The 12,055-nt window shown below is 71.4% G+C and carries 15 protein-coding genes; 8 read left to right on the plus strand and 7 right to left on the minus strand.

Annotated elements, in window-relative coordinates:
- The 5 genes from AB8Z75_RS21730 to AB8Z75_RS21750 all read right to left on the minus strand — a co-directional run.
- Positions 1-530 (minus strand): Gfo/Idh/MocA family oxidoreductase (locus AB8Z75_RS21730; RefSeq protein ID WP_369204513.1); only part of this gene is annotated, 530 nt, incomplete at its 3' end.
- Between the two features lie 26 nt (positions 531-556).
- Positions 557-1,936, minus strand: coding sequence for a salicylate synthase (locus tag AB8Z75_RS21735; RefSeq protein WP_369204515.1), 1,380 nt, complete (start codon positions 1,934-1,936; stop codon positions 557-559).
- 38 nt (positions 1,937-1,974) lie between these two features.
- On the minus strand, positions 1,975-2,754 hold the full coding sequence (locus tag AB8Z75_RS21740; protein WP_369204517.1) for a thioesterase II family protein: 780 nt from the start codon (positions 2,752-2,754) through the stop codon (positions 1,975-1,977).
- A gap of 39 nt (positions 2,755-2,793) precedes the next feature.
- A complete protein-coding gene (locus AB8Z75_RS21745) occupies positions 2,794-3,372 on the minus strand; it encodes an IS3 family transposase (protein ID WP_369204519.1) in 579 nt (192 codons plus the stop codon).
- A gap of 39 nt (positions 3,373-3,411) precedes the next feature.
- Positions 3,412-4,191 (minus strand): class I SAM-dependent methyltransferase, encoded by a 780-nt coding sequence (locus AB8Z75_RS21750; RefSeq protein WP_369204521.1) that lies wholly within the window; start codon positions 4,189-4,191, stop codon positions 3,412-3,414.
- Positions 4,192-4,514: 323 nt separating this feature from the next.
- Between AB8Z75_RS21750 and AB8Z75_RS21755 the strand changes: the two genes are divergently transcribed.
- Genes AB8Z75_RS21755 through AB8Z75_RS21770 form a run of 4 tightly spaced genes read left to right on the plus strand, consistent with a single transcriptional unit; the run spans position 4,515 to position 9,394 of the window.
- Complete coding sequence (locus AB8Z75_RS21755) at positions 4,515-6,104, plus strand: ABC transporter substrate-binding protein (RefSeq protein WP_369204523.1); 1,590 nt, start codon at positions 4,515-4,517, stop codon at positions 6,102-6,104.
- Positions 6,101-7,051 (plus strand): ABC transporter permease, encoded by a 951-nt coding sequence (locus AB8Z75_RS21760; protein WP_369204525.1) that lies wholly within the window; start codon positions 6,101-6,103, stop codon positions 7,049-7,051. Before AB8Z75_RS21755 ends, AB8Z75_RS21760 begins: the two co-directional genes overlap by 4 nt.
- Positions 7,048-7,911 carry an ABC transporter permease gene (locus tag AB8Z75_RS21765; protein ID WP_369204527.1) on the plus strand — a complete coding sequence of 288 codons (864 nt, stop codon included), beginning with the start codon at positions 7,048-7,050 and terminating at the stop codon, positions 7,909-7,911. Before AB8Z75_RS21760 ends, AB8Z75_RS21765 begins: the two co-directional genes overlap by 4 nt.
- A gap of 7 nt (positions 7,912-7,918) precedes the next feature.
- Entirely contained in the window at positions 7,919-9,394 is a 1,476-nt protein-coding gene (locus AB8Z75_RS21770; protein WP_369204529.1) for an ABC transporter ATP-binding protein, read from the plus strand.
- Between the two features lie 141 nt (positions 9,395-9,535).
- Here the strand turns inward: AB8Z75_RS21770 and rpsN are convergent, their stop codons facing one another.
- Together rpsN and rpmB are read right to left on the minus strand one after the other, a co-directional pair.
- Complete coding sequence (gene rpsN, locus AB8Z75_RS21775) at positions 9,536-9,841, minus strand: 30S ribosomal protein S14 (protein ID WP_369204531.1); 306 nt, start codon at positions 9,839-9,841, stop codon at positions 9,536-9,538.
- The gene (gene rpmB / locus AB8Z75_RS21780; RefSeq protein ID WP_369204533.1) at positions 9,841-10,077 is read right to left on the minus strand and encodes a 50S ribosomal protein L28; all 237 of its coding nucleotides are present in this window, start codon (positions 10,075-10,077) and stop codon (positions 9,841-9,843) included. Before rpmB ends, rpsN begins: the two co-directional genes overlap by 1 nt.
- Before the next feature lie 65 nt (positions 10,078-10,142).
- On the opposite strand from rpmB, the gene rpmG reads away from it, so the two are divergent.
- Genes rpmG through rpsR form a run of 4 tightly spaced genes read left to right on the plus strand, consistent with a single transcriptional unit; the run spans position 10,143 to position 12,029 of the window.
- On the plus strand, positions 10,143-10,307 hold the full coding sequence (rpmG, locus tag AB8Z75_RS21785; protein WP_242749822.1) for a 50S ribosomal protein L33: 165 nt from the start codon (positions 10,143-10,145) through the stop codon (positions 10,305-10,307).
- Between the two features lie 47 nt (positions 10,308-10,354).
- The gene (locus AB8Z75_RS21790) at positions 10,355-10,612 is read left to right on the plus strand and encodes a type B 50S ribosomal protein L31 (RefSeq protein WP_242749823.1); all 258 of its coding nucleotides are present in this window, start codon (positions 10,355-10,357) and stop codon (positions 10,610-10,612) included.
- Complete coding sequence (locus tag AB8Z75_RS21795) at positions 10,609-11,760, plus strand: GTP-binding protein (RefSeq protein WP_369204535.1); 1,152 nt, start codon at positions 10,609-10,611, stop codon at positions 11,758-11,760. Before AB8Z75_RS21790 ends, AB8Z75_RS21795 begins: the two co-directional genes overlap by 4 nt.
- Before the next feature lie 32 nt (positions 11,761-11,792).
- Positions 11,793-12,029 (plus strand): 30S ribosomal protein S18, encoded by a 237-nt coding sequence (gene rpsR / locus AB8Z75_RS21800; RefSeq protein WP_369204537.1) that lies wholly within the window; start codon positions 11,793-11,795, stop codon positions 12,027-12,029.
- Positions 12,030-12,055 lie beyond the last annotated feature (26 nt).

The raw sequence follows: 12,055 nt of genomic DNA on the forward strand, positions 1-12,055 counted from the left end.
ACCCCCGGCTGGGCGTGGAAGGCCCAGGGCCGCAGCGCCCCGGCGGCCCGGCCCAGGATGTCGAGCAGGGGGTAGGCGACCTGGCTGTTGCACGCGGCGTCGATGAACCGGAGGGGCCCTCGCGCTCGCAGCACCTCGGCTGCGGCCAGGAAGGCGCGCACCGGCGCCAGATCGGGGTAGAGGGTGCCGACGGCGTAGGCGGCGCCGCCGTCGCGGGCAGCTCTGAGGTTGTCGGCCAGCTCTTCCGCGTGGACGGGGTGTTCCTGGAGCACATGCATGCCGCGACGCAGTGCCGCGCGGGCGATGTCGGAGCCGGGGCCTCCGGTGGCGCCCGAGCGGACGACGACGCACAGGACGTCGGTGTCGTCGGGCAGCTCCGCGACATCCGTGTGGAGCGGTACTCCGGACTGCTCGGCCAGCCACCGGGAGTAGTCACCTCCCTTGGCGAGGATGCCGCTGAGAGTGAACGCTTCCGGGTCGCTGCGGACGGCGTCCAGGTAGATGCGGCCGAAGGCCGTCCCGGCGACCACGACCCGCAGCGGACGCCCGGCCCGGCTCACGAGGCGGTCACGGCGGCCTCGACGGCTGCCGTTCCTTCGTCCTCGGACACGGTCCCGGACTCGGACACGGTCCCGCCTTCGGAGACGCCCGGCCCGGTCGCGGGCACGAGGTGGCCGCTGACCGCGCGCAGCTTCTCCCGGGTCTCCTCAAGCTCCCGCGCCGGGTCGGAGTCCGCCACGATGCCCGCACCGGCACGCAGCCAGGTCCGGCCGTTGTGGCGCAGCACCGTACGCAGCACGAGGGCCGCGTCCAGGGTGCCGTCGGCCTCCAGCCGTACGACCGCTCCGCTGTACAGCCCCCGTTCCCGCCGCTCCGCACCGCGGATCACCGCGAGCGCGGAGCGCTTGGGTATCCCGGAGGCGGTCACGGCGGGGAACAGCGCGGCGAGCGCCTCCCACCGGTCGCGTTGCGGGGCCAGTCGGCCCCGCAGCCGGGACGCGAGATGTTGCACACTCCCCCGTTCCGCCACGGCCATGAACTCCTCGGTGCGCACCGACTCCGGGCAGCAGACCGCGGTCAGCTCTTCCTGTACCAGGCGCACGGAGACCGCGTGCTCGAACACTTCCTTGGCGTCACGCCGCAATGCGGTGCGACGGGCGGCGTCCGCGTCCCGGTCGCCGGTCAGGGCGCGCGTACCGGCCAGTGGCTGCGCGGTGACCAGACCCTCGGCGTCGACCCGGGCCACGATCTCGGGGCTGAACCCGGCGGCCTCCCAGCCACCGTGCCGCAACAGGAAGGAGCGGGCCGGCAGATGGGTACGCCGCCCCGCCACATACGTGGCCGGCAGGTCCAGTTCCTCCGGTACGGACACGCCTCGCGAGACGATGGCCTTGTCCAGCTCCCCGGCGCGGATGGCGCGTACGGCGTCGGTAACGGCGGCTCGGTACGGCTCGGCCTGTTCCTCCAAGTCCACGGCGACACGCTCGGTGGCGGGTGTGAGTGCCGAAGTCAAGGCCGCACTCAGCCGCCGCTCCAGTTCGTCGAGGGCCTCCGGGCTCTCGGCCCGGAGTACGGCCTCGGACGGCGTCAACCGGATCTCTCGTTCCGGCACGACGAAGCGGGCGAGGGTGGCGGCCTCCGGCATTTCCCTCCCGAAACGCCCGTGGGCGAACTCGAAGGAGATCCAGCCGTGCGCCGAGCCGGTACCGCCGGTTCGCGCCTGAAGGAGTTGTCCGGCGTCGGACAGCGGGTGAGCCCCCGCGGGCAGCTCCACGGCCACGGTGTCGGTGCCGTACGACCGCACGGACGCCCCACCCACCTCGACGACCGCGGCCTCGCCCTCACTCCACACGACGGCGCCGCCCAGTTCGTACAGCAGGTAGGGCGCCTCGGTGGCCGCGCAGAGGGCGGCGGCGACCGCGATGGGGTCACCCATGAAGGGCGATCGGCGTTCGGGGAAAAAGTCGCGGTGGGTCACGACAGGTTCTCGCTTTCCAGTCGAGCGCGGACACCAGTGGCCGCGGTGCTGCGGGTGATGTCCGCGAGGAGGCGCAAGACGGGCTCGCGGCGGGGCGTGAAGTAGAAGTGACCGCCCGGGAAGGCATGCAGCGCGAACGGGCCGGTGGTGTGTGCATTCCAAGCACGGGCCTGTGCCTCGTCGACCTCGGTGTCGGTCCGCCCGATCACCGCGGTCACGGGGCAGCCCAGCGGCGGGGAGGCGGGACGGTGATACGTCTCCGCGAGTGTGAAGTCGGCGCGGACGGCGGGCAGGTAGACATCGCGGACGGCGGAGTCGGCCAGCACGTCACCCCGGGTGCCACCCAGCCGGACCAGCTCGGCCACGAGATCGTCGTCGGGCCGGGTGTGCATGTCGCCACAGGCCGGCAGCGAGGGAGCACGGCGGCCGGAAACCACCAGATGGTCAGGGGCGGCCCCCCACGCGGTCAGCCGGCGCGCGGTCTCGTAGGCGACGACGGCTCCGAAGCTGTGGCCGAAGAGCACCAACGGCCGCTCGGTGAGAGGCAGGAGCGCCGCACTCAGACCGGTCACCAGCGTCCCGAGGTCGTCGGCGGGCGGTTCGGCCAGCCGGTCCTCACGCCCGGGGTACTGCACGGCGGACAGCTCCATGTCGTCGGAAAGTCCTGCTCCCCAGGCCGCGTACGGACCGGCCGTGCCCCCCGCGTGTGGCAGGCAGACCAGACGGGCCGAGGGGCTGTGTCGGGGCGTTCGGCAGCGCAACCAGGCGTCCGTCACGGGTGTTCCCTCCTTCGGTGGCAGCGCCCAGCGAAGTGCTCACCACAGCGGCACGGGGGGCGCGAACCGGGGGGCCGTCGGGCGGCACTTATACAAGCCCCAAGTGAAAACGATTGTCAACCCCAAGAGAGCAAGGACAGCCCGCATATGCCGCGACAAGAGAGGCGCTATAGCGGCATAAGTGCGGCACTCGGCCATAGTTGGTACAAGCCAAGCGTCGTGTTGCCGCGCCGGACCAGGCCGGGGCGGGGCCTTCTGGCTGTGATGGCCATGGCCAGCGCGGCGGTGCACGCCCTTCAGTCCGACGGCACGCATCAGCCGGGCGACGTGCCTGCGGCCGATCGGCAGGCCGTCGACCTCACGCGGGTCAGCACGGATACGCGGGGCACCGTAGGTGCCGTGCGCTCGCCCATGGCGAGCGGTGACCCTCTCGGACAGCACAGCGTCCTCGGCCCGGCGGCGGGAGGGGCCGCGTTGCTTCCAGGAGAGGGGCCGGGCCGGGCGGCTTCCGACCCCACCGCCGCCGGGCTCGGCGTTCACGCACCTTCGCGGTCGGAGCGCGGCGAGAGCCTCCCGCTCACACAGGACGTCGCTTTCCGTACGGCCAGGGTCGCCCATGCAGAAAGAGGCGACCTCTCGGCCCCACCTCCTGGCTGTTCACCGGGGCCGGGTTCCCACACCGATGAGAGTCGTGGCGTCGAGTTCGTCAACACCGGCCTCCTCCAGGGAATCGAGGTAGGCGTCGCGGACGGCGCGAGTGGTTTCTTCGGACAAGCCTCGCAGCACCCCGGCGAACCCGGACCCGGTGATGACCAGCCATGCGATTTCAGAGGTCAGGGGCAGGCGCAATCCGTGGACAGCGACCGTGACGTCGGCCAGGCCTCGTTCGGTGAGCCAGGTGCGAAAGGCACGGGCGTCGTTGATGCGATCGATGAGGTGGGCGGGCCGCTGCCCTGGGGCGGCCCCCGTCACTCGCGCCAGGGCTCCCTGCAGATGGTTTGCGGCTGTCTCCATGGCACCGCGCCGCCAGATCGTCAGGCCGGCGCGTCCGCTCGGCCGGAGGCGACTGATCAGATACTCAGTGCCTGCGGTCATATCAGGGAAGAAGAAGATACCCAGCGCGGCTTGAACCACGTCGTACCCGCTCTTGGTCCAGGACATGGCATCAGCGGTGTGAGCGCGTAGTTGAGGCAGGTCTCGAGCTCGGTGACGCAGCTCCTCAATCAGGGGGGCGGCGAGGTCCACGGCGTCCACCTTCCCCGAGCTGCCCACACAGTGGGCGGCCGGAATCGCTGAGGCACCGTTGCCACAGCAGGCGTCCAGCACCTGCTGGCCCTTTTCCGGCTCGGTGCGGGCGGTGGTGGCGGCACCGATGGGCTCCCACAGGTGTGTCCCGAGGCGGGCGAAATCGCTGCTAGCGGTGTTGAAAGCGCTCACCGTACGTTCCGTTTGGTTGGCGTCAGGCTGCGGTGCGGGAGTAGGCCTCTGGGAATCATCGAGCATGGTTCGACCATCCTTGCGTGTGGGTGCGTTCAGCCCAGATCGCCCTGGGCCACCTGTTCCTGCCGACGGTTGTCCGAGGCGGTGCTCGCGGCACTGTGCGTACCGATTTCACGTACAGGCAGTGCCGCCGCTGAGCCCCGCCGCGACCGCGACTTGACACCGGTTGAACATGATTATCATGTGTGGCTAAATGAGTCTCTCGTTCTCAGGGCGGTCCGGCACCCCCGGGCACGCGCCCCGTACGCACTCGGAGTGTCATGTCTCACCGCCCTGCCTTCCCCTCTTCTTCCGTGACCCGGCGCGGTGTTCTCGCCCTCATCGGTCTGGGTGTCACCACCGCGAGCGTCCCCTCGCTCGCCGGCTGCGCCTCCGACAAGGCCGCGGCGCCCGCTGTGACCGGCGCGCCCACCGGCAAGGCGCGGCGCGGCGGCACCGCACGGCTCGCTTTCGCCGGAGCGGGTGCGTCCGAATCGCTCGATCCGACCGTGGGCACCTCGCCCTGCGACCTCGCTCGCTACTCGGTCCTTTTCGACACCCTGTTCTCCTTCACCGACGGCGAGGCCAAGCCGGCGCTCGCCACGGCTGCCGAGGTCGACAGCAAGGCCAAGCGCTGCACGCTGACCCTGCGAAAGGGGGTGAAGTGGCACGACGGAACGTCCTTCACCGCCGCCGACGTCGTGCACACGCTCAAGTACCGTGCCTCTCCCGACCGCGTGTCCCCGAGTGAGCTGTCGGCCTACTTCGATCTCGCCTCCGCCAAGGCGGGCGACGACGACCACACCGTCCTCGTGCCGACCCGGCAGCCCGTCGGCGATCCGGCCACCCTGTTCGCCGGCGCCGGCCTGTACGTCATCAAGCGAAATACCGACTCCTTCACCGCCAAGTCCACGGTCGGTACCGGGCCTTACCGCCTCACGTCCTTCAAGGCGGGCACCGAGACCCGGCTGGAGCGCTTCGACGGCTACTGGGACGGCGGCGGCCCCGCCGACAAGGTCGTCCTGCTCAGCGTCGACGACGCCCAGGCCCGGGTCAACGCGGTCAGGGACGGCCAGGCCGACTACGCCTCGGACATCTCCTTCGCCACGGCGAAGGCGGGGGCACCGGGAACCGGCCTGCAGATCCGCGACGCGGGCAAGGACCTGCGCACGACGTACGGTTTCGTCCTCAACGTCGGCCGCACCCTTCCCTCCGACCCGCGGGTGCGAGAGGCGATCAAACTGGGCATCGACCGCGAGGCGCTGGTCAAAGCCGTCTTCCTGGGCTACGGGAAGCCCGCCAACGACCTGTTCGGAGCCGGCGCGAAGTACTACCTCGACGACGTCCCTGTCCCCGAGCGCGACGTGGCGAAGGCCAAGCGGCTGCTGAAGAAGGCCGGTGCCACGGGCAAGCCCTTCGTGGTGCGCACGGCCGAGTACGAGTCGGGGCTCAACTCCTCGGCCGAACTGTTCGTCGAACAGCTGAAGGAACTCGGCCTCGACGCCTCGCTGGTCAAGGTGAGCACGACGCAGGGGTACGACCCGGCGGGCATGAAGGCGTGCGACGCGATCTCCTTCCCCCTCGGGCCCGTCTCCCTCGCACTGGCGTACAGCCGGTCGGCGGCGTTCGAGACGCTGGCTTTCCCGGACAAGGAGTTGCAGGGCGCCGTGGCGGAGGCGATATCCACCACCTCGGATTCCGCCCGGGCCGACGCCTGGGCCAAGGCCCAGCGGGTCATGGCGGACCGCGGGAACTGGATCGCCTGGGGGCGCGCCGATGTGCTGAGCCTGGCCAAGGCGAAACTGACGGGCATCGAGAACCGCGAGTCGCCGAAGTACCCCTGGCTGGGGAAGGTCGGGTTCACCGCGTGACCAGGGGCCTGGTCCGGTATGTCAGCGGTCGGCTGGCGACCGCCGTGCTCCTCCTGGCAGCGCTGTCTCTCGTGGTCTATGTCGGCGTCGACCTGCTACCAGGCGATCCCGTCACCGCCCGGCTCGGGGCGAACTCCACACCGGACCAGGTGGCGACAGCGCGCGAACGGCTGGGACTGGGCGAGCCGTTGGCCCGGCGCTACCTGGAGTGGGCCGGCGGCCTGCTGCACGGGAACCTCGGCATGTCGGCAACGGGCACACCGGTCGCCGACATGCTCGCCGGCCGGCTGCGGAACACCGCGGTCCTAGCCGGTTTGACCATTCTTCTCCTGGTGCCCCTCTCCCTCGTCCTCGGCATCGCGCTGGGCCGCCGGGCCGGCGGCCGGACCGACCGCACCGGCTCCACCCTGCTGCTTCTGACCACAGCCGTACCCGAGTTCGTGGTCGCGGCCATGCTCGCCCTCCTGGTGGGCGCGCAACTGGGCTGGCTGCCGGCGACCTCCCTGGTCCCCTCCGGGGACTCACCGCTCGCCCACCCGGATGTACTGGTGCTGCCGGTTCTCAGTCTCCTCTGGGTGAGCCTCGCGTACGCGACGCGCGTGGTCCGGGCACAGGCGCTGGTCGCCTCGCGCGCCCCACATGTGGAGGCGATGCGGCTCAACGGCTTCCCGGAGCGGGTCGTGCTGCGCCACGGTGTGCTGCCCGCCGTACTGCCCTCAGCCGCCCAGATCTGGCTGATCACCTCGGCCGGGCTGCTCGGCGGCACAGTCCTGGTGGAGTCCGTGTTCGGGTACCCCGGCATCGGCACGGTGCTGGTCTCCTCCGTCAGCACCGGCGACCTGCCGGTCGTGCAGGCGCTCGCGATGCTCATGGGGGGCCTCACCCTGCTGGCCACCATCGCTGCGGACCTCGTCGGTGCCGCAGTCGGAAGGACGGGATCCGTATGAAGGCCCCCGCACCGTCACCTCGTGGTCTCCACGACCGGCGGCCCCGCACGTCCCCCGTCAGGCGGCGCGTCAGGACACGGACCTGGGCGCTGTCCCTTCTGCTCGGCGCCGTCCTGGCCGTCGGCCTCGCCGGGCCGTGGCTCGCGCCTCACTCCGCGACGGAGTTGGTGACGGCGCCCTACGCGGCGCCCGCTCCGGCATATCCGCTCGGCACCGACCACCTCGGCCGCGACGTGCTGTCCCGCTTGCTGCTCGGGGCCCCGCCGGTCCTGCTCACCACGGTCGCCGCCACCGCCGTCACTGTGGCGCTCGGCACCCTGGTGGGCCTGTCGGCGGCCCTCGTCGCCCACCGCCGGCCGGCCGCCGAGGGCGCGGTGATGCGCCCCTTCGACGCCCTCGCCGCGCTCCCGCCCATGCTCGCCCTGCTGTTGGTCCTCACGGCCGTACCCAGCCGGGCGGGAGTCGTCCTCGCGGCGTGCGTGGCGGGCGCTCCCTTGTCCGCCCGGGTCATCCGAGCCGCCGCCCTTCCGGTGCTGCGCCGACCGCATGTGGAGCTGTCGCTCGCCCGGGGTGAGCCGTGGTCCTGGGTGCTGCGCCACGAAGTGCTGCCGCTCGTCGCCACCACGGTGCTCGCCGACGCCGGGCTCCGCTTCGTCTTCTCCCTCTACCTGGTCAGTGCCGCCGGTTTCCTGGGCGTCGGCGTCTCGGGGTTCGACTGGGGCACCCTCGTCCACGAGGCACTGCCCGGTGCCGCCCTGCAGCCCTGGGCACTGCTGGCCCCGCTGACCCTCATCGCCTTCCTCGCCGTGGGCGTCAACCTGTTGTCCGACAACGTGTTCCGCACCGAAGCCGAGGAGTGAGCCCGCGATGCTCGCCATCGAGAATCTGAAGCTGCACTCGGCCCGAGGCCCGGTGCTGAACGGCATATCCCTCGCGGCACGCGCCGGTGAGGCACTGGCCGTGGTCGGCGCTTCCGGTTCCGGGAAGACCACTCTCGCGCTCTCCGTCCTGGGCCACGTGCGGCCGGGCATCTCTCCGGGCGGCGGCCGGGTCCGCGTGGACGGGCACGACACGCTACCCGTTCCCCACCCGGAGCTGCGCGGTCGCACCGTCGCCTACCTCGGACAGGACGCCGGGACGACCCTCAATCCCTACCGCCGTCTGTCGAGCACGCTGTCCAGCGCGCTGCGGACGCGGGACCCCCAGGAAGCCGAGGAACTGCTGCGCCGGGTGGGTCTGCCCGCCTCGTTCGCGCACCGTCGCCCGGGCGAACTCTCCGGCGGCCAGCAGCAGCGGGCGGCCCTGGCCGTCGCCCTCGCTCGCGGCCCACGGCTTCTCGTGCTCGACGAGCCCACGTCCGCGCTCGACGCGGAAGCGAAGGAAGAGGTCTGTGCTGAGCTGGCGCGCGTCCGCGAGGCCGGCGTCGGCCTGCTGTGGATCACCCACGACCTCTCGTCGGTCGAAGGGCTGGTCGACCGGGTCGTGGTGCTGGATGACGGCCGCATCGTGGAGGACGCACCGGCCGGCCGGGTCCTCGCCTCTCCGGCGTCGCGGGCGGGGGCGGCACTGGTCGACGCGGCGTCGCCACCGCCCCGGCGACCGGAGGATCCGACCCCCGGCGCACCACCGGTCCTGCGCGTCGAGGGGCTCACCGCGGCGCTGGGCGGCCGACGAATACTGGAGAACGTCGACCTGACTCTCCAGCCGGGCCGATGTCTGGCCGTCGCCGGCGCCTCCGGCAGCGGCAAGACGACCTTGGCGCGCTGCGTCACCGGGCTCCACCCGCCGGTGAGCGGCTCGGTCCTGCTCGACGGGCGCCCCGTGCCACGACGTGCGCGCGGGAGAGCGGCGGCCGACCGCGCCGCGATACAGCTGGTACCGCAGAGCCCGACCGAGACCCTGCATGCGCTGCACCCGGTCCGCGAAGCCCTGGTGCGGCCACTGCGCGTCCTGAGGGGCATGCGGGACGCACACCGGATCGACGAGGAGGTCGAGCGGCTGCTGTCCCTGGTCCGTCTGCCACCCGAGATCGCCCGGCGGACACCAGGACGGCTCTCCGGCGGGCAACGCCAACGCATCGCCATCGCCCGGGCGCTGGCAGCCGAGCCCCGGGTCCTGCTGTGCGACGAGATGACCTCGGCGCTGGACTCGGTGGCCCAGGCGGCTGTGCTCGATCTCGTGCGCGGGCTGTGCGAGGAACGGTCGCTGGGCGTGCTCCTCATCACACACGACCCCCAGGTGGTCGAACGTGCCGCCGACGACGTTCTGGTGCTGGAAGGCGGCCGGATGCGCCTGGAGGGCGGCCAACCACGCCTCAGCGTCCCCGCCACGCGCATGCCGTAACGGCGTCACGCACGGGGCCCACGCCGAGGGGCCGGCCCAGACTCCGGCCCGCGCTCAGCGCTTCCGGGCGCCTCGCCGCGGGTGAGCGCCGCGCGGCAGATGGGGGCACGCATCTGTCACCCCCACCTGCCGACCCCGGTTTCACCAGGACGACTTGGTCACTCCGGGCAGCTGTCCGGCGTGGGCCTGCTGACGCACGTTGACCCGGGAGAGGCCGAACTTGCGCAGGTGGCCACGGGGGCGGCCGTCCACACTGTCGCGGTTGCGCACGCGGGTCGGGCTCGCGTCCCGCGGCTGACGGCGCAGTTCCGCCTGCGCCGCCGCCTTCTCCTCGCCAGTCGTCCACGGGGACACCAGGACGGCCTTCAGCTCGGCGCGCCGTCGCGCGTAGCGGGCCACGATCTGCTTCCGCTTCTCGTTCTTCGCGATCTTGCTCTGCTTCGCCATCAGACACGCTCCCCACGGGCTCGGATTCGGACGACGGCGGCTTCGACGCCGATGACGTCCACGGTCTTGACGGCACGCGCGCTCAGCTTCAGACGGACGTGACGGCTCTCACTGGGCAGCCAGTAGCGCTTGCTCTGGATGTTGGGGTCGAACCTGCGCGGGGTGCGCCGGTGGGAGTGGGAGATCTTCTTGCCGAAGACCGGTCGGACTCCGGTCAGCTGGCAGTGGGCGGACATGCGGCCTCCATCTTTCTCTTCACCGGCGTACCGGTAATGGAAATCATTGTCGTATGCTACCCGCCATGGCTCGCAACGAAGTACGCCCGATCATCAAGCTCCGCTCCACCGCCGGAACCGGCTACACCTACGTGACCCGCAAGAACCGCCGGAACGACCCGGACCGACTGGTCCTGCGCAAGTTCGATCCGGTGGCCCGACGCCACGTCGCCTTCCGCGAAGAGCGCTGACCGCACCGATCCCGCCCGCCTACCGGCACCCCGACCCAGGGAACCTCATGAAGCCTGGAATCCACCCCGACTACCGCCCGGTCGTCTTCCGCGACAAGGCCGGTGACTTCGCCATCCTGACCCGCTCGACCATGACCAGCAGCGAGACCATCGAATGGAAGGACGGCCACACCTACCCGGTGGTCGACGTCGAGATCTCCTCCGCCAGCCACCCCTTCTACACCGGCACCGCCCGCGTGCTGGACACCGCAGGCCGCGTCGAGCGTTTCGAGCGCCGCTACGGACGGCAAGGGGGCCGCCGATGACCCTCGAAGGACCGATGCCCGTGGTCGTCGTCGGCGGCCTGCATTCCGATGCCCGGCGTGCCACGGTCGAACGGCTGCTGCGCGAGGTACCCGGCAGCGTCGCCCTGCACCACGACCTGTCCGCCGGTTCGACGGGCACCGTGTGCCGCAGCGTCCGCGACGCCACAGGCGACACCTCGTGGGGCGAGACACCCCTGGTCAACGACTGCGCCTGCTGCGCCCTGCGCGAGGACCTCGTCCCCGAACTGGAGCGGCTGGCCGACGGCGGCCTCACCCGCCTCGCGATCGTGGAGCTGTGGGACTCGGTGGAGCCCCGCGGTATGGCCGAGGTCGTCGCCGCCCACAGCGACGGCGCCTTCCGGCTCGCCAACGTGGTGACCGCCGTGGACCCCACCCTGGTCCTGCCCTGCCTTACCAATGGCGACGACCTCGCGGACGCGGGGCTCGCCGCAGCCGCGACGGACCAGCGGACCATCGGCGACACCTTCGCGCGGCAACTCGAATACGCCCCTGTCCTCGCCGTGGCCGACGACTCCGCCACCGGTCTCGACGATCTGGCACTCCTGCGGCAGTTGCACCCCACCGCGAGCCAGATCCCCGTCGAATCCGGACAGTTGGGCACCACCGCGATCGGCGATTTCGACGTGAACGCGGCAGCCGCCGCACAGCACCCGGCCTGCGCCCGGCTCCCCCAAGAAAGCGACGAGGCGGGTGTCAGCACGCTCGTCTGGCAGCGGCGCCGCCCCTTCCATGCCGGCCGCCTCTACGCGGCCCTGGAGGATCTGTGCTGCGCCGCGGCCCGTAGCAGGGGCAGGTTCTGGCTGGCGGACCGCCCCGACAACCTGCTCGCCTGGGACGCCGCCGGCGGAGCGCTGTACGTGGAGAACACCGGACCGTGGATGGCCGCGCTCCCAGACGCCGCCTGGGAGATGATGCCGGCCGAGCGCCGCGCCGCAGCCGCGCTGGACTGGCACCCCGAGCACGGCGACCGATGCCAAAACCTCGTCTTCACCTCTCCCGATCTGGACCGAGCGGGCCTTGCCTCCCTACTCGACTCCTGCCTGCTGACCGACGACGAGCTGGTGTGCGGGCCCGAAGCCTTGCCCCGGCCCACTGGCTTCGACCAACTGCTCGACCCCGTCGCCTGACTCTCCCCCATCGCGTCACCTGGGAATCTGCCATGCCCCGCCACACCAAAGCCGCAGTCGCACGCAAGAACCGACCCAACCCGCTCGACGCGGCCGGCATCACGTACATCGACTACAAGGACACCGACCTGCTGCGGAAGTTCATCTCCGACCGCGGCAAGATCCGCAGCCGCCGCGTCACCCGCGTCAGCCGGCAACAGCAGCGCCGGCTCGCCACGGCCATCAAGAACGCCCGCGAGATGGCACTGCTCCCTTACTCCAGCCGCTGACTCCGCAGCACCCTCCCTCCCCCTCC

Source organism: Streptomyces sp. PU-14G (assembly GCF_041028275.1).
Classification (GTDB): domain Bacteria; phylum Actinomycetota; class Actinomycetes; order Streptomycetales; family Streptomycetaceae; genus Streptomyces.

Coding starts and splice junctions, on each gene's coding strand:
- AB8Z75_RS21745 (WP_369204519.1), bottom strand. CDS start 3,372: ATGGGCGACCCTGGCCGTACGGAAAGCGACGTCCTGTGTGAGCGGGAG.
- AB8Z75_RS21735 (WP_369204515.1), bottom strand. CDS start 1,936: ATGGGTGACCCCATCGCGGTCGCCGCCGCCCTCTGCGCGGCCACCGAG.
- rpmB (WP_369204533.1), bottom strand. CDS start 10,077: ATGTCCGCCCACTGCCAGCTGACCGGAGTCCGACCGGTCTTCGGCAAG.
- rpsN (WP_369204531.1), bottom strand. CDS start 9,841: ATGGCGAAGCAGAGCAAGATCGCGAAGAACGAGAAGCGGAAGCAGATC.
- AB8Z75_RS21795 (WP_369204535.1), top strand. CDS start 10,609: ATGACCCTCGAAGGACCGATGCCCGTGGTCGTCGTCGGCGGCCTGCAT.
- AB8Z75_RS21755 (WP_369204523.1), top strand. CDS start 4,515: ATGTCTCACCGCCCTGCCTTCCCCTCTTCTTCCGTGACCCGGCGCGGT.
- rpmG (WP_242749822.1), top strand. CDS start 10,143: ATGGCTCGCAACGAAGTACGCCCGATCATCAAGCTCCGCTCCACCGCC.
- AB8Z75_RS21765 (WP_369204527.1), top strand. CDS start 7,048: ATGAAGGCCCCCGCACCGTCACCTCGTGGTCTCCACGACCGGCGGCCC.
- AB8Z75_RS21770 (WP_369204529.1), top strand. CDS start 7,919: ATGCTCGCCATCGAGAATCTGAAGCTGCACTCGGCCCGAGGCCCGGTG.
- AB8Z75_RS21790 (WP_242749823.1), top strand. CDS start 10,355: ATGAAGCCTGGAATCCACCCCGACTACCGCCCGGTCGTCTTCCGCGAC.
- rpsR (WP_369204537.1), top strand. CDS start 11,793: ATGCCCCGCCACACCAAAGCCGCAGTCGCACGCAAGAACCGACCCAAC.